The organism is Bacteroidota bacterium (genome assembly GCA_018266835.1).
Taxonomy (GTDB): domain Bacteria; phylum Bacteroidota; class Ignavibacteria; order Tepidaquicellales; family Tepidaquicellaceae; genus JAFDZO01.
On record JAFDZP010000001.1, the window covers coordinates 178071 to 197340 of the forward strand.

The following is a 19270-nucleotide window of genomic DNA, read 5'->3' on the forward strand; positions in this document are numbered from 1 at the left end:
TTCAATTTCTGCAAATATTTCACAAATATTGATTTTTGTCACGTTCTATTTTTTGTATGATTTGTATATATAGTTTGTAAACTTCGTTTCCATTCATTATTTGCAATATCTTATATTTTGAGGACAATTATTAGTAGTTTCAGCCTATTACTACTACAAATCTCTTAAAAAATCCATGTCACAATTCAAATAAGAAATTGGCATTTCCTTCCATTTATAATATTGTATTGTTATTGCAATTATTCTATTTTAAACCACTTATTACTAAAATTGGCGTAGATATATTCATTATCCAAACCCCATTGGATTCTTGTTTTTATCTAATCTTTATAAAAATAAAATTTCATACAAAAAAAGTTTATTAAACGTAAATTTAACCTCTACCTCCTATGAGAAAACTTACCCTGTTTGTTCTCTTTCTCATGTCATTTGTATTAATGACATCGTATTTGGCAAATGCGCAAAGTACAGCTAACTATACTTTGACTACAAATACAAACGGTTCACTGGCTGCCGATATGAACGGTAACACAGTTGATATGACAACCGGCGCGACTTCTTTGCTTGCCGCCGGTACAGACGATACTTCATCGCCATTAACCAGCATCGGCTTTGATTTCTTTTTTATGGCTTCAAGATATACTCAGTTTTCAATCAGTGATAACGGTATTATCACGATGGGCACAACAACAACTACCGGTCAATACGTGATAGGAGGTAACTCTACTCCTGTTCTTGCTCCATTTGCCAATGATATGAGAGTTGGTACAGACGGAATTGTAAGATATAAAGTTGTTGGCTCAGCTCCTAACAGAACTCTTGTTATCGAGTGGAGTAATACTATGATAAGATATTTAAGCACTGCTGCTGCAGGTACTGCAACTTTCCAGGCAAGATTATATGAATCGACCGGAGTTATAGAATATATTTACGGCACGATGACGACAAATAGTGCTGCAACCAATGTCTATTACGTAGGGTTCTCTAATAATACGACTGCTCTGAATATTATGACTCTGAATACCAACACGAATGCTACTAATACAACCATTACTCAGACTTCAAATTCCTACTCAGCAAGTTCAACAATTACAGATTTGAATTCTGCTTCAAACGGAAGCAGAAAATACTACAGATTTACTCCTCCCGTTCGTACAGCTCCAACAAGTTTAAGCTTTACTTCTGTAGGTTCAAGCAGCATGACATTAAACTGGACAGATAATGCAACAGGAGAAAACGGTTACGTAATTTATAACTCAACTGACGGCGGTACTACATACAACTTTGTTCAAACTGCCGCTGCCAATGCAGTTACTGCAAATGTTACCGGACTTACGCTGAGCACAACTTACCAATGGAAAGTATTTGCTTACAGTGAAGGGGGATTCAGTACTGCTCTTACTGGTACACAGGCAACATCTGGACCGGTTACTAAAACAGCTTCAACAGGCGGTTGGAATACACCTGGTACTTGGACACCTTCGGGAGTGCCATCTTCGACTGATAATGTAGTCATTCCTGATGGGGTAACTGTTACAATTGATGCTACCGGTTTGGTATGTTATAATTTAACAGTTGGCGGCGGGACATCCGGGGTTCTTCAATATCAGGCAACTCCAACTGCAGGCTTACTTGTCTCGCAAACTGTTACTGTAAATGCAGGCGCTACATTCACCGCAGGATCAGGTTCATTGACAACAGCTACTTTAGGTATAGGAACAAATGCAACAACTGCTACTACAGGAAGCCTTACGAATAACGGTACTTTCGATATGAATACAACAGCCGGAGTAATTACAACTTTCTTCGGAAATCAAAATGGTACAATTTCAGGATCAGGAGGTACAACAGATTTTTATACCATCACTTTAAATAAAGGTACAACTCAAACCGGAGCTATTCTAGATGTTACATCTGTTATAACAATGCGCGCAATTGCTGCAAGTGCATTAGGAATTACTATGACTGCAGGAACTCTAAAAATTTCAAGTGCTACAACTATTACCCCATGGGGAGGCTCACAAACTATTATAGGTTTGAACTCACGATTGTGGTTAAACAATGCATCTTGCAGTATTTTAGCGGGATCTGCAGGTGCACCTACTATTAACGGAGAGCTTAGAATTGATAACGGTACTTTTACCTATGGTTCAGGAAATAACACAATGACTTTTGGAACTTCCGGTGTATTAAATATGTCAGGCGGGACTTTAAACATGAATGGAGCTGTAGCTTGGAATGCTGCTTCTACTTCTCAGTTACTGATGTCGGGCGGAAATTTTAATATAGATATAAATGCAACAAATGCATTGACAACTGGTACTGCAGCATTGACGATTAACTCTACAATGACTGTTGTCTGGTCAGGCGGAACGATTACCATAGTAGATCCTCACAGCGCGGCAGGTGGTACAGCTTTTTCCGGAACTACAGGCGGAACCAAAACTATAACCGGGGGTACTTTACAAATAGGGGACGGGACATCTACTACTTCTGGTGGTACTTTATCGAACACATCAGGATTTGGACTAACAAGCACAATGTCACTATGGAATTTAAGTATCAATAACAGAACTGATGGATCAACATCAAGAATGGCTAGATTATTAAGCGACATAACTGTATTAAATAGCATAACAATCCAAAGTAATGCATATCTTTTCGTCGGCTCGGCTACAACAACTCGAGTTTTAACACTTACAGGAAATACTTTTACTAATAGTGGTACTTTAGCTGGTGATATTCCCGGAGGTACAACACAATTCTTAGGAACTCTTGCACTTTCGCCCACTTCAGGAACTATTGCCTTATCGGGTGCAGGCAAGTTTGCTGCACTGAGTACTATTCAGAATTCAGGCGATGTAACCCTTTCACAAACTGATACATTTGTTGTAAACAGAATAAATCTTTTTAGAGGTTTATTTACCAGGGTTTCTAATTTTAAAATTGGCAGACCTACTTCAATCGCAATTATACAGGTTGGTGGAAATGGTGGTGTTGCTGATGGAGGAAGTTTTGATGCAGTTCCAACAATTGTAACAACTGCAGGCAGCCCTTCATATTTCTATTCTACATCTACAGCGAATCCTGTTGTTATGGGTAATTATAATGAAATGGCGGCAGGTGACGTTTCAATAACTCAATTTTTATTGAATAATACAAATGGTTTAACTGTTAACAGAAATGTAACCCTTGTTAGGTTTCTTTCTATGACTGCCGGAAATTTCAATTTTGGTACATATAATTTAACTATGGGGAGTTCGACCAATATTGATACAATACTCTATACTGCAGGTTTATTGAATTTTACAACCGGAACCATTTCCAGATATTTTCCAACTACAGGGCTTCCTACAACCATGGGAACATTAGCAGCAGCCGGCACAAATAAAGGATTTTATCCAATAGCTTACAATGGTAATAACAGAAATTTCTCTTTATCATTCAGTGTCCAAAACGCTCTATCCACGGGTGGTTATATAACTGTTTCGCATAGTAATAACTCCGGAACAACTTCAATTAGCTCTTATACAGATGCAGCTGTTAGTGTTGATACACGGTCTAATGCTTCGTGGACAGTTACTCAAAGCGGATGTGTGTTAACGGGTACAATAAATTCAAGAATACAAGGCTCGGGAGGTTTGTTCTTAGTAAATACACTTGCAAACCTTAGAATGGTGAACAGCACTTTAGCAGCTTTTGCAACATCATCAAATGGTACAAATACAGTAACAGACCCGCAGGTAAACCGAACAGGTATGAACCTGACTAATTTAGTATCTACCTTTTATTTCGGAGGAAATTCTGCAGATATTGGTTCAGTTATATCATGGGTAGGGACTACAGGAAACTGGAGTGACCCGACAAACTGGAGCAGTAATCCTTCGCTGCCCACTTCTACAGATAACGTTTCAATTGCACCCGGTTCAGCCGGAACTATCACTGTTGACGGAAATTATGCAGTCAATAGTCTTACCTGTGGAACGAATGCAACTATTTCACTTGGAGTGAATACTTTAACAGTAAATGGCTCATTAACACAATCTGCAGGAGTAATAACACTTGGCTCCGGAACATTAAATGTAAAAGGAAACTTTACTAAATCCAGCGGAACTTTTACACAGGGAACAGGAACATTATCTTTAACAGGAACGGCTGCTTCGCAGACAATTACATTTGGCGGTTCACAATCGTTATATAACCTTACTATGTCAGGCGGAAGCTCAGGCGGCTTCTCAAAAATATTTACAGTATCTCAAACTTTGACAGTAGGTAATAATTATACAGTTGAAACTACAGCAAAGCTTGCTCTTACTGCAGCAACTTCAACAACTCATAACATTGCAGGAAATCTGGTTTATTCAGGCGCAACGGGCGGATCAAATATAGGAAGTTTGACTCTTAATATGACGGGAAGCGGTAAAACAATTGACGGTTCTGTAACAGATAATTTCAGCACAGGAATAAATAGTATTTCATCAGCTAATCAGGAAAACAGATTTGATACGAAGTATCAGTTTGTAAAAAATGACGAATCTGAAAATGCAATACAGATTATACAAAGAGAAAATCTGGCTTTTGATTATACAACAAGAAGTCAAAATGATGCAGGCATACAGCCTTCATTTGATCTTGATAGAAAAGATATAACAAGCAAAGAAGAAGTTCAAATAGTTAAAAATGGCGGTGATAAAGAATCAGTTATTAAAAATGAAGAAGGAAAAGAAGTTAAGACAATTGACGATGTGAAACCGCGCCACACATATTATTATACTTACGAAAGAATGAAAAGCGTGGTCGACAGAATTTTTGAAGCGCAAAGACCAAATGAAAGAATTATTATAATTCTCGAAGACGCAACGCTGATTAAAAATCCGGATGAAGGTAATCTGGATGTAGCAACAACAACATTTGAATTCAATCTTACAATTGCCACAGCAGCTTCAATAACATTGAATGATAATATTTCAATGAATACCGGCAGAACATTGACAGTAAACGGAAGACTAAACTGCGGAACACAAACAGTGGGCGGAGCAGGAAATATTACTGTTGTAGGTGCTACTCAATCAACAGCTGCGGGAGTTGTCGGAACATCTAATACATCTTCAGCAGGTTTCAATAACTTTACTGCTTCAGGTACAATTAACTGGACGACGGGTGGTACTACAGTAGGTATGGTAGATTACATGGCTAACGCAGACCAGACTATAAATATTACAAATCACCCTGCGAATACATTTATCATGTGTTCTACCGGCGGAATAAAAACACAGTCTGCTGATTATACTTTCTCGGCAAATTCAGATTGCGGAGTATTAAGCGGTTCAACACCTGCAACCAATAAAGGAACACTTTTTGTAAATTCAGGAGCGACGTATGCCGATGGAGGATTTGCAATTACAACTCCAAACAGTAATACTCCTTATAATCACTTTATAGTTTCCGGAGGATTTACTTCTACAGGTTCGGGTAAAATAAGAATGCTTGGCTCAACTGTTTCTTATTTTATGGCTACCAATGGAGTTACATTCGGTGAGCTGCAGTTTTCATATTCATCTACAGGAAGCTGGAACTTTGCATCAGATGCGTCGGGTAATACATCAACAATTTCAATGAGAAAGCTGACATTAGACGGAACGACAACTCAGACACTAAATACGAGCGTTGTCGGAACAACTAATATCACAATAACCGGTGATATGGCTTGCACTCCGGGAACGGCATCAAATGACCCGGGTGGATTCCAGGGCACGACTGCTAAAACAACAGTATTAAGAATACAGGGTAACTTTAATTCAACAAGTACAAATACGTCGCAGAAGATAATGGGTTCAACCGGTACTAATACTGTTGAATTCAACGGCTCATCTGCGCAAACAATCGGATACCCGGCTTCTGTAACCTCGTTGACTATTTTTGCAGGCGTTCAATTTAAGATAAATAACTCAGCAGGTGTAACATTAACTAATAACAGCGCAAGCGCATGTACATTCACCATGGGAGCAAGCAGCTCTTTTGTTGGAGCATTAGGCGCATTATCGTTAGGAGCGGCAGATATATTTGCATATCCTGCAAATGCGACAGCAACATTTTCCGGCGGTGTTATTTCAGATATAACCTGGCCGGCATCAAACGGTCCGGTAAATATTGTAATTGATGGCGCAGCAGTATTATCAGGCAATAGAACAATTTCCGGAGTACTGACATTAACAAGCGGTACTTTAGATTTAAGCACTTTTTCACTAACCTTGACAGGAAGTTCTCCTGTAAGAACATCAGGCAGTATTGATGCAAGTAACGGAAGCGCGAATATGATATTTAATAATTCGTCACCTATTACTTTGCCTGCCTCAATATTTACAGGAAATGTTAACAGACTCACGATGAATAATTCAGGTAACGTAACTTCAAGCGATGGAATTACTGTATCGGATTCCCTGGAAATGTCAAATGGTCTTTTGATTATGGGCTCTAATACTATAACTATTGGAACTTCAACATCGAATGTAGGCACATTAACAAGAACAGGCGGCTCAATAAGAGGTAACATTAGAAGATGGTTTGGAACAACTACAACAACAAATACAATATTTCCTTTAAACAATGGAGCTACAGATTATGTTGCTCCCGTTATTAGTTTTACAAATGCACCTACACAAGGCGGTACATTGACAGCTTCTTATCATACTTCAGGTTCAGGTACTTTATCTGATAATGGCGGTTTAGGATACATTCCTGCTCCACAGCTGGGTGTAAATTTCATTAACTTAGCTCCACAGTATTGGACTATAACTGCTGCCGATGGATTAGAAAGTGCTTCGTTTTTATATGATATTAAGTTCAAAGCAAACAACATGAATCTTAGTACAACAAACTATCAATACACAGGTCTCGCAAAAAGGCATGACAACACACAGCCCTGGGCATGGGATTATACAAACCATACTACAACTGCTGATTCAAACGGGCTTTCACTTTTAACTGTAGCAGGTCACGGATTTAATTCGTTCTCTGATTTCGGTGTAGTTGGTAACGTAGATAACCTGCTTCCTGTTGAACTTTCTACATTTACAGCTAACGTTGAAAGAAGAAATGTAAATCTTAAATGGACAACTGCGGTCGAAGAAAATAATGTAGGTTTTGATGTTGAAAGAAAACCAGAAGGAGCAGCAACATGGTCTAAGTTAAATTTTGTTAGAGGAAACGGAACATCAAATTCCCCCCACAACTATACTTACGAAGATAGAAATATTTCTACCGGTAAGTATAATTACAGATTGAAACAAACGGATAACAACGGTAATTATAAATATTACACATTGACTACACTGGTTGAAATTGGTGTACCGACTAAGTATGATATGAGCCAGAACTATCCGAATCCGTTTAATCCAACAACAAAAATAAATTATGACCTGCCATTTGATAGTAAAGTATCTATCAGATTATATGATATGACAGGTAGAGAAGTAGCAACGATTCTCAATCAGAACGTTTCTGCAGGATACCAGACAGTTCAGTTCAATGCTTCAAACTTATCAAGCGGAACTTACTTCTATAATATTATTGCAGAAGGCAACAACTCTAAATTTATCACAACTAAGAAAATGGTTCTGGTAAAATAACTTTAAAAAGTAGCACCCAAATAAATAGTAAATTTGTACAAACCCGTATTGTGTATAACAGTACGGGTTTTTTATTTAGTTAAAGAAATTAAAAAATTAAGAATATTTCTTTTTTTTAATGAGTTGTAGAAATAATGAAGTATAATCATTAAATTGTGCTTAGCTGTGAGTAAATTGGCGTAACACTTCTAAGAAAACTCATTTACATTAAAATTTTTTCCCAAAGCAAAAACTAAAAATGAAACTATTCACCATTGTTTTCTTTTTTCTATTCTTATGTATTTCTCAAACCTTTGCAACTTATTATACTCCTGGAACGGGGGTGCGTTGGACCATGGACGACCTCGTAACAAATTCCGGCGGAGTAGTAACTTTTGGTTCAGGGTATTACACAGTTAATGATACAATTAAAGTGAAAGCCGGCGACACACTTTATATTAATACAGATATAACTGTAAAGTTTGCCGCAGGCAGATCACTTGCATGTGCAGGAACTTTGTACTTTAATCCTCCTACAGGAATTTTATTTACTCCGGTTGATACTACAACTAAATTTTCGGGAGTACGCATTGACTCAAGTAATTCCTCAGTCATCCGAAAGCTTACACTTGAGTATTCAGTTGCTCTAAGAGTTAATGACGGAAGCGCAATAGTTGACAGCTGTATATTCAGCAATAACGGTTTGATCGCTTCAAACTTTACTAATGCCGCAATTGTTGTTTTACGAACGAATAACAGGATGACCGTATCCAACTGTCAGTTTTTAAATAATTACCGTGCAGCTATTCAATCGGGTTCTAATATTTCTACTCCTATGACCATTACTGATAATTATTTTATAGGGAATGACAGGCTGCTTGTAAATACGCCGCAGATAAATCTCGCAAACAGCGGAGTAGGGGATACTATAAAGATTACAAATAATACTTTGTTAAAACCTTCCACAAATTGCGGTGGAATATCTTTTTTAAGTTCATCAGGACAGCTTAACGCAATTGTTACAGGTAACGTTATAAAAAATAACAGATACGGAATTAACGTTCAGGGAGGTAACTCAATTACTTATGTAAGGATTGCATACAACCAGATTGACAGCAATAATATACAAAATAGCCCGTCACTTGGCGGCAGCGGAATTGCATGCTCCGGCGGTACTGCTGTAAGTCAGCCAAATACAATTATAACAGGAAATCTAATCCGATGGAATCTATGGGGAGTTACTATACAAAACAGGCATAAGCCCAATCTTGGAAATATTACAAATGCCGATACAAGCGATGACGGTAAAAATGTTTTTGTAAATAACACGAATGGAACTACACCATTTATTGATTTATATGATAACTCAATAGATTCAATTTATGCTCAGAATAATTTCTGGAATACAAGCAATATTGATTCAGTTGCGTTAAAAATATTTGACAATACAGATAACACTGCTTTGGGAGTTGTTTATTCTACTCCGATAAAATCGGCTACGCCCAAAGATCCGACAAATGTTTATTATGGTAATAATGGAGCTTCAGGCACTGCATTATATTATTTTGCAAACTCCTTGCCCGGAGGAACGCCGTCACCATCGCAGCCTGAATTTTCATGGCGTGACACAACGGGCAGTACGAGTCTTATCGTTAGCGGTGTAGCAGTAACAACCATTAGCGCAGGAACTGTTAATGACGGAAGATTCGATGTAACAGGCCAGTTTGGAGGTGACTTTGTAAGATTTTTCGGAACAAGTTATCTGCAAATGTATGTTGGTACAAACGGAATTATAAACTTTAATCCGTTTACCCCTACAGGTTCTGCAGTTGCACCTCCTTCAACCGGATTACCAACAGGTTTAGTTACTACAGCTGTATTTCCATTATGGATGGATTTTGATTTTTCAACCGGACCTGTACCAAACAGACTAAGCTATAAAATTACTGCAAATGAAATTATTGTTACGTATGATAATGCTTTTGTTTCCGGAGGCAGTTCATCGGAATATGTTACTTTTCAGGTTGTAATGGAAAAACGAAGCAGCTCTTCACAAAACTCAAGAATAGTATACCAGTATGATTTTGATCATACAGGCGCAGATTTTATTAATCTATATAATAATAATACGCTGCCGACACATCTGGTAGGGTTAAATTTTCTCAGTTCAGGAAGCAATTATGCGATGTATAGATTTAAAACATCAAACACACTTGTTGCCGCAGGACCATTGTTTGGTTCACCATTAGCAGTTGCATTCGGACCTGATAATACTCAGCTGCCTGTTGAACTTGCTTCGTTTACTGCAAACACTGTTCACAACAATGTTAACTTAAACTGGAGCACGGTCTCTGAATTAAACAATAACGGATTTGATATTGAAAGAAAAACTGCTTCATCTTCATGGGTAAAAGTCGGTTATGTTAACGGAAACGGTACATCAAATAATTCTCATTCATATTCTTTTGTTGATAATAATCTTTCTTCAGGAAAATATAATTACAGATTAAAGCAAACAGATTATAACGGTAACTTTGAATACTTTAATTTATCAGGTGAAGTTATAATCGGAGTTCCTGAAAAATTCGAACTGAGTCAGAATTATCCTAATCCATTTAACCCGTCAACAAAAATAGCTTACTCACTTCCTTTTGACAGCAAAGTTGAGATAAGGTTATATGATGTAATGGGTAGGGAAGTTATGACTCTGGAAAACTCAGTTCAGACTGCAGGATATCATTCAGTTGTATTAAATGCATCAACGCTTTCAAGCGGCATATACTTCTATAAGTTAATAGCAAATTCAAATGAACAGCAATTTTCAAAAACATTAAAAATGCTTCTTGTAAAATAATAGTTTAGCGGCTCTGAAATTTCAGAGCCGCTTAGTATTTTTTGCATTTGAATTGAAAATAATTTTTTTTATATTAATTACTCTTAAGTTGTTCACTTTTTAGACTTACAAGCTATAAACTATAGAATATAGTTTATAATTCTGAAGAGTCCCCCTATAAACAAAACCCGATATTCCCTCTGGACCGCAAGGACTAAGGAGTTCGGGTTTTTTATTTTCCTTCCTTTCTTTTATCATTTTCAGCAGTATTCTTACTTCTTTTTACTTCACTCTGCATATCTATAAATTGATAATCTGATACTATATTTTTCAAAAATCCACCCTGCATTTCCATCAAAATTTTGCATTATTTAAAAATCAAACATAGTCATTCAACTATAAAAGAGGGTAAAATAGTAGTGGTACTACTTCGATTTTTTTTTCAATAGTTTATATACTATGCCATTTCTTTAAAAGATTTTTTATCAAGCATTCTCTATCAACTATATATTAAAGATAGTTATAATACTATTGGTGATAAAAAACTGCAAAATAGTATTTCCCTTGTTTTATGGCATTGTCATTGATATAAATAAATCGAATTAACCCAAATTTATGAGAAAAATTATCCCCATTTTAATTCTCCTTGCAATTTTAGGTTTTACAATCTCTGCGTTTGCCTCTCCAAAAGGCATCTCAGTGGCTAAAGTTACAGGCACGGATATTGGTAGTAATGTTGTCTTTACAAATCCTTATCCCCCACATGGAAACATGAATGTTTTCGCAGGGACTTTTGCAGGCACAATCGATTCCAACACTGCATCTTTCTACTGCACGGATCTGGCACACTATCTTGCAATTTTCCCTCCGCATACTTATGTGGATTCAGGTTATGCAGGTTCTTACATTTCTTACATTTTAAAGAATTATTACCCAACAAAAACTTATCCTTATGCAGGTGCGATGAACACTGTGCAGAAAGAGGCTGCAGCAATTCAATTGGCTATCTGGATATTCAGCGACGGACTTGATTATTCCACAATCAATAATGCGCCAATAAGAGACAGAGCTAAAGAAATTGAAGACGATGCTCTTCTTCATGCAGGCGTTACAACTCCTGTTCAGACTTTAGTTCTTACACCAATTAGCTTACTTAATTACTGTGATGTAAAAGATACAGTAAAAGTGAGAGTGCTGGATGAAAACGGAAATCCTGTTTCAGGCACAACCGTTACTTTCTCAATTACTTCAGGCACATTATCTGCCGCATCCGGAGTGACCGGAGCAGACGGATATACACCAAGAGTTATTATTACAAAAGGAACAGATTCAACTGCTACTTTTACCGCAAGGGCAAAAGTAAAAATGACACCGGGTACATTATATATTCACGGAACAGACCCAGCTAACTATCAGAAACTTGTATGCGCAAAGCCATGCTTCGGGTACCAGAGAGTAATGGCAACAATTACATGTAATGCTTCAAGTCCCGGAGGAGCAGGCGGTGTAGAATCCTCCTACAATATGGCTGAAGCTTTATTACAAAGACATATTAAAATAGAAAACGGCGAGACATCAATGATGGTCTCTAACCAGAATGATTTCTTTTCGATAACATATCCTCTGAACACCGTTATCCCAATAAGCGGACCGTTCAGTACAACTGCGACTGTAGTTACTCCGTTTGATATTCTCGGAATTTCAAATGCAACTTCAGCTTACGCAGTTGATTACAAGTACGGAAACGGACAGAGAGTCGGTTCGATATTCTCAACAACAACAAACGCTCCGAATATCTACAGTCACTCAAAAGTTATCTGTGACAGATTATCAGGTTCAGAGCTGAGAAATATTTCTATCGAAAATTTAGGTGATAAAGAATTCTACATGGCAGAGCTTGCCAATTACAAAAATCACACAGTAGATTATTCAATATCATTCAGCATTTATGAAACAGGTTCAGGGCTTGTAGTCGATAACAAATGGACTATCCCTGAATACACTGCACCTGCCGGCACAACAAATATTTACAACTTCCAGTGCTGGGGCGCAAACAGAGAGATGGCTATCGAGCTTGTGAAAAAGGTTCTTGCAAAGTATGAATCATTACAGTCAGTAAGATACTCAACAACTCCGTTAAAAAATCCTGATGTATATCTCAAACAAGCAAAATACACAAACGACGGCAAGATAAAATTCACATTCAATAATACAACTGCAAATACAGTGAGCGTTCCGTTCACATTTGTAATAACTTCACAGCAAGGCTTACCTGCTAATACAGTTAACCAGACAATCAGCGTACCATCAGGGGAGTACACATATACTTTCAATTCTCTTGGCTACTTATCAAGCGCATCTGTTACTTTGACAAACTCAACTGAGTTCAAAGATGCAGCATTTGTAGGCGGCGGTGTTTACGGCGGATTTGCAGGCTCAGCCAGCACAGTATCTACGTTCACAAACTTAATCGTATCAGGTACGCCTACAGTTCCTGCCAACTCATTAGTATTCACAGGCGGGGCAAGATTGACCGGTACATTAAACGATAAGCTTTATATCTCACGTTCACTCGATGCATCATACGGCGGAGTTGATTTAAGAAACTGTTCAAAAATAAGATTCGAAGTACAGGGCGCTGGAACAATGGCTGTATATCTTGAAGCCAAAGTTAACGGTAACTATGTTTACCCTTATGTCAACATTCCTGTAACAAGCTCATTCACAACTAAAGAAATTAATCTCAGTTCATTCATAGTAAACGGTCAGCCCGTTGATTTAAGCAGCGTATCCATGATTACATACCAGATGGATAAAGGCAGCAATCCTTCTTTAAACAATGTAGATTTCTCAGTCCGCAATGCAGTTGTTATCGCTAACAGCGTAGGCATCGGTGAGAATAACGGAACCGTGAAGGACTTCTCGCTTTCACAGAATTATCCTAATCCGTTCAACCCGGTCACAAAAATTTCTTACAGCATTCCGTCAAAGGAATTTGTATCGCTGAAAGTATTCGATGTGCTCGGCAAGGAAGTGGCTGTACTTGTAAACGAAACTAAATCAACAGGTATATACGAAGCTATCTTTGATGCTTCAAAGCTTTCAAGCGGAGTTTATTTCTATAAGCTTGAAACTTCGAGCTTTTCAGATGTAAAACGTATGATTGTAACGAAATAAAAAGCTCAATTAATAATGAATCCCGCTGAAGCGGGACCGGCAAGCCGGTAATTAATAATGAATAATTTGATAACAAAGCAGATGCAAAACTCCAACACGCAGTATGCAATTATTAATTACAAATTATAAATTATTAATTAGCTTCGCAAAGCGAAGCGCAAGTGTGGGTTAATACAACTGGATTCCTGCCGAAGGGTTGGAACGAGTAAGCAGGAATCCTTTTTAATCCAGTTTCAAATTACGAGTTACGAGTTTCAAGAAGAGCTGTTTAGAATTAACAGCTGTATCAAATTTGAAACTTGACATTTGAAACTTGACTCTGAATCAGTTTCCCCCTATAAAAAAGCTCTGCTCCACATAAGGACAGGGCTTTTATTTTTTAAAAAGTTTCTCTCACCATGTTTTACCCCCTCCTTTATAAGGAGGGGGGAGGGGGAGGTAAACTGCAAGAGCAAACCAAATTTATCTTTACCCTTTAACCCCTCCCTAACCCTCCCCTTATTAAGGGGAGGGAACTTGTTTAACATGACAGGGCTTTTGTGTTTTAAAAAGTTTCTCTCACCATGTTTTACCCCCTCCTTTATAAGGAGGGGGGAGGGGGAGGTAAACTGCAAGAGCAAACCAAATTTATCTTTACCCTTTAACCCCTCCCTAACCCTCCCCTTATTAAGGGGAGGGAACTTGTTTAACATGACAGGGCTTTTATTTTTTATGCATAGTTTAATGTGCACAATTCTCCTGCTTCCTCTGAAGGCAGGGGATTAGCAAAAAGCCGCTATTCACTCAGTAAAAGTCTTCTTTCCGGCGGGAGGAGTGACTCTCGCACCCTTTAACAGGTATTTTGAAGTCCTCACAAAGTATTTTTCCGTTTGTTTTCGCCTTAGGGATTTTCAAATCCTCAATGCCTGAAACGCGGAGTTTTCATAGGAGAAAATGACATATTAAACCCGCTAAAGCCGTTGCTGCGCGCATTTTCTTATGGAAAAAAAACCGTATCACAAACCTCAAAAGAAATATCCATACTACGATATACTACAAGTATAGAAAGTCGATTTTTGTTAGGTTTTTGTTAGGATTTGTTTTACTTTTATTTTATATGTAAAATAATAATAGCTCACATACTCTCTTTTGTATTTATTTTGCAGGGATTTTTACTTACCTTACGGTTGGCTTACAGGCAAAATAATAAAATTTTACACTGCCTTAATACGGCATTTATAGACTATTTAACTACATAAACCATATTAATACAAATTATTACTATTCAATTTTATTAATTCAAAAAAAACTTTCTCCTATGAAAAAACTATTTACAACAGTAAAGGAAAATACGATGTTAAAATCGCTTTTCTTTTGTGTAATGATATTCATGGCATTCAGTGCAAATTCGGGGTTTGCTCAGGTAATTTATCTTAATGATTTTGGGGCTACGTCAATTACTACTAAACCTTTTACAGGTACACCAGGGACATTTGATGCTAATTTAAGTTCCTCTTCATGGACAACAAGTGCTTCAGCTTTTGGAGGATTTGCTGGAAGTTCTGGTGCTTCTTTATCTTTAGCAAATTCATCCGGAACACCAACTTTCACTTTAACTTTTAACGTTGCTGCAGGCTACTCTTTAGCTGTAACAAACTTCAGTTTCTGGAGAGTAAGAAGTACTACAGGTGCTCAGAACTGGTCTATGACAATTAACGGAACATCCGTTGGTAGTGGAACAATTCCAACTTCAGGTGCTAATACAGGTTCAACTGCAGTATCAAATACAATATCAGGTTTAACAGGAACCATCACAATTGTATATACAATGAGCGGTGCATCAGGCACGGGTACAGCCAGATTAGATGATTTTTCTTTAACAGGTTCAGTAACACCGACTGCACCATCTACACAGGCATCTGCCATTACATTTGGAAATATCACAACTTCGCAAATGGATGTAAACTGGACAAATGGTAATGGTTCAAAAAGAGTTGTAATTATTAATACTGCAAATTCATTCACAGCTCCTACAGACGGAACTGACCCTTCAGCAAATACAGTTTACGGCGGTTCAGGTGAGCAAGTAGTTTATAATAATAACAGTAATACAGTAACAGTTACAGGACTTACAGCAAGCACAACATATTGGTACAGAATTTATGAATACAATGGTTCAGGTGCTACAACAAAATTTAATACGAACACGGCTACAAATAATCCGAACAGTCAGGCAACAACAAGCGGTGGTGGAGCAACCCATTTGGCAATAACATCGGTTAATGGCGGAGGTTCGCCATCTGTCGGTACAACATTCTCCGTAACTGTTCAATCGCAGGACGCAGGAAATATTGCATCAAATGTTAATTCTACAACAGGAATAACATTAACATTAAATTCAGGTACAGGTTCATTAGGCGGTACATTAACAGGCTCAATAACTAATGGTTCAAATACTGTAGTAATTTCGGGAGTAACATATAATACAGCGGAATCAGGTGTATCAATATTAGCTTCAACTAACTCAGGTATGAGTTTAACTGCAGGTGCAAGTTCAAACTTCACAGTTTTATCTGCAGCTGACCACTTAACATTTGTAAGTGTCCCGGCATCAGCAAATGTAAGTACAAATCTTACAGCATTTACTGTAGAGGCTAGAAGAAGTGATAACTCAGTGGATTTAAACTATACAGGAAGTATAACACTTAGCAAAGCATCAGGTCCTGGCGCGATTTCAGGTACAACAACAAAATCAGCTGTATCAGGTGTGGCGACTTATAACGATATTCAATTTAATACGGCAGGTTCAATCACAATGTCGGCATCAGATGGTACTATAACAGGTACCAGCGGCAGTGTAACTATAAATAATGTTACTTCTGCTACAGACTATTTCCGTTCTAATGTAGCAACAGGAAACTGGAATGTAGCAGGGAATTGGGAATCTTCACCTGATAATTCAAATTGGATTACATCAACACTTGTACCTTCTTCAACTGCAGCTACAATTTATATAAGGAACGGACACAATATCAGTACTGCGGCTTCATTAACAATAGATGAAGTTGTAATTCAGAACGGTGGAACATTAACATATAATGCAACAACATTAACTGTCAATAATGGAACAGGTGACGATATAACTATTGAAAACGGCGGTATTATGGTGTGGTCAGTTGGTACAGCTCCTACATGGGGTTCAAGTTCAACATTAAGAGTAAACAGCGGTGGTATTTTAAGAGTATCTGCAACCGGTTTAACAGCCAACGGCGCAGGTGTAAATATTTCAAATGTTGTTTATGATAATGGTTCTATTTTAGATTATACTTTATCATCCAACTTCTCTGCATCAGGTGTAACATTCTTTCCAAATGTTGATGCTTCTACAGTTCCAATTTTTAGGTTATCAAATACTTTAGCCAGTGTTGGAGGCGGATCTGCAACGGTCTTTAACGGCACATTCCAAATAGCAGGAAGCAATACAATTTCATGGCAGGGTAACTCTACAAAGACATTCAGAAATGGTGTAACTACAACCGGAACAGGAACAATGACATTAGCTTCAGGAACAGGTGTATGGGCAATATCAGGCGCAACTGCTGACTTAGGCGGTACAGGCGGTACTACACTGACACTTACAAACTCAAACGGTATTACAGTTGCTACAGGAACAACATTAACAGTAGCCGGAACGACAGTTTTAGGCACCACAACATTCACAGGGACAGGTACAGCAGCATTTTCAGGAACAAGCGGTTCAATTTCATTGAATGCTCTTTCACAGGTATCAGGATTTGCAAATTCATTTGGAGGAACTTATATCTTCACAGGAAGCTCATTACCTACAACTTCCTGCTCAAACCTGACACTTTCTAATGCTACTACAATGACAGGTGATGTAACCGTAACAGGAACATTAACATTAAACAATACACTTGCTATCGGCGGAAACACACTTTCAATCTCAAGTCCTTTAGCAGGTACATTGACCAACTTATCAAGTACTTCAAGTTCAAACTTAGTTGTAACAGGTAATAATCCTTTAATTCATATTCCTTCAACAGTAACAGCTTTAAATAATCTTACAATCAGCAACAATCAGGTTGTAACGGCAGATGGTAACATTACAATAAGCGGAACATATGACCAGTCAAACGGAATACTTGTAATCGGAACACTTGAAATCGGTACAGGTACAGGAAACGTCGGAGCATTAACAAGAAGCGCCGGTTCTGTAAGAGGTACAATAAAGAGATGGTTCAATACATCAACAACATCAGGCTCATTATTCCCGTTAGATAACGGTTCAGCAGCTTACGTAGGCGCATCTATCAGCTTCACAGGCGCACCTGCAACAGGCGGCTCGTTAACAGCGGTATATCATACATCAGGTTCAGGTACATTACCTGACCAGGGAAATGGAAATTACATTCCGGCTACTGAATTAGGTGTTAACTTTATAAACCTTGCTCCTCAATACTGGACAATTTCAGCAGGAGACGGTTTAGCAGGATTTACATACGATATTCAGCTTATCGGTAACAGTATGAACGTAAGTACAACAAACTATCAATATACAGGTGTTGTAAAGAGACCTGACAGCGGTAATCCGTGGGGATGGAGCTTTGCAAATCACGTAACAACAACAAGCCCTTCAGCAGTACCGACATTAGGCGGAACAGGATTTACATCGTTCTCAGATTTCGGTATCGGCGGTAACCAGGATAACTTACTTCCTGTTGAGTTTACAGCATTCACATCAGCAGTAAGCGGAAGAAATGTAAACCTTAACTGGGCGACTATAACAGAAACAAACAATTCAGGCTTTGATGTTGAAAGAAAATCAACAACAACAGGCTGGACAAAGATAGGCAGTGTAACAGGTCATGGAACAACAAACCAGCAGACAGCATATTCATACTCAGATGCAAACGTACCTGCAGGTAAATTCAATTACAGACTGAAACAAATAGATTATAACGGTAACTTCCATTATTACGAGCTTTCAAATGAAGTAATAATAGGAGCACCGACAAAATATGCATTATCACAGAATTTCCCGAATCCTTTTAATCCATCTACATCTATCAGCTATGAAATTCCGAGCTCAAACTTCGTATCATTAAAAATCTATGATATGATGGGCAGGGAAGTAGCAAATCTGGTAAATGAAAATCAGGAAGCAGGATTCTATACAGTGAAGTTCGATGCATCGAAGCTTTCAAGCGGAATATACTTCTATAAATTAGTATCAGATAAATTCTCAGCAACAAAGAAACTGATGCTGCTTAAATAATTAATAATGAATAGAGAATAATTAATAATTCTCGTATCTCGTTCCGATGCTCCGGCTTCGGAACGTAAGTTTAAAAGCCCTGATTCCTTAATTGGAGTCAGGGCTTTTTTGTTGAGTTACACTCTTTCTTTCCTTAAAAATCGGCGGAAAGCATCTGCATCAGAAAACCAAATCCTTTGATATCACGCCATAACTGTCATTTTCATGCCAATAGTACATAAAAATATAGTATCACTGCTACATTTGTAAATTAACAGTAGTCATACTACTATTATTTTGAGTCAAATATTAAAAATCTCAGCATATTTTAAAAACAGCAAAGAATTATCAGTTTATGCATTAAAAAATTTTATAAAAACGTAGTATATAACCTTCAAT

5 protein-coding genes are annotated in these 19270 nt (G+C 37.7%); 4 read left to right on the forward strand and 1 reads right to left on the reverse strand.

Annotated features, from left to right (window positions below; genetic code table 11):
* The first annotated feature begins 389 nt into the window (after positions 1 to 389).
* The 3 genes from JST55_00815 (at position 390) to JST55_00825 (ending at position 13617) form a co-directional block, all read left to right on the forward strand.
* Entirely contained in the window at positions 390 to 7628 is a 7239-nt protein-coding gene (locus tag JST55_00815) for a T9SS type A sorting domain-containing protein (protein MBS1492016.1), read from the forward strand.
* A gap of 334 nt (positions 7629 to 7962) precedes the next feature.
* Positions 7963 to 10461 carry a T9SS type A sorting domain-containing protein gene (locus JST55_00820; protein ID MBS1492017.1) on the forward strand — a complete coding sequence of 833 codons (2499 nt, stop codon included), beginning with the start codon at positions 7963 to 7965 and terminating at the stop codon, positions 10459 to 10461.
* 594 nt (positions 10462 to 11055) lie between these two features.
* Positions 11056 to 13617: a T9SS type A sorting domain-containing protein gene (locus JST55_00825; GenBank protein ID MBS1492018.1), complete on the forward strand. Its 2562-nt coding sequence runs from the start codon at positions 11056 to 11058 to the stop codon at positions 13615 to 13617.
* A 335-nt stretch (positions 13618 to 13952) separates the two neighbouring features.
* On the opposite strand, the gene JST55_00830 is transcribed toward JST55_00825, so the two are convergent.
* On the reverse strand, positions 13953 to 14309 hold the full coding sequence (locus JST55_00830) for a hypothetical protein (GenBank protein ID MBS1492019.1): 357 nt from the start codon (positions 14307 to 14309) through the stop codon (positions 13953 to 13955).
* Positions 14310 to 14914: 605 nt separating this feature from the next.
* Between JST55_00830 and JST55_00835 the strand changes: the two genes are divergently transcribed.
* Positions 14915 to 18892: a T9SS type A sorting domain-containing protein gene (locus tag JST55_00835; GenBank protein MBS1492020.1), complete on the forward strand. Its 3978-nt coding sequence runs from the start codon at positions 14915 to 14917 to the stop codon at positions 18890 to 18892.
* The last annotated feature ends 378 nt before the right edge of the window (positions 18893 to 19270 follow it).

Bases quoted from the DNA above. Each gene is read 5' to 3' on its own strand.
- JST55_00820 (MBS1492017.1), top strand. From the start codon at position 7,963: ATGGACGACCTCGTAACAAATTCCGGCGGAGTAGTAACTTTTGGTTCA.
- JST55_00830 (MBS1492019.1), bottom strand. From the start codon at position 14,309: ATGTTAAACAAGTTCCCTCCCCTTAATAAGGGGAGGGTTAGGGAGGGG.
- JST55_00835 (MBS1492020.1), top strand. From the start codon at position 14,915: ATGAAAAAACTATTTACAACAGTAAAGGAAAATACGATGTTAAAATCG.
- JST55_00825 (MBS1492018.1), top strand. From the start codon at position 11,056: ATGAGAAAAATTATCCCCATTTTAATTCTCCTTGCAATTTTAGGTTTT.
- JST55_00815 (MBS1492016.1), top strand. From the start codon at position 390: ATGAGAAAACTTACCCTGTTTGTTCTCTTTCTCATGTCATTTGTATTA.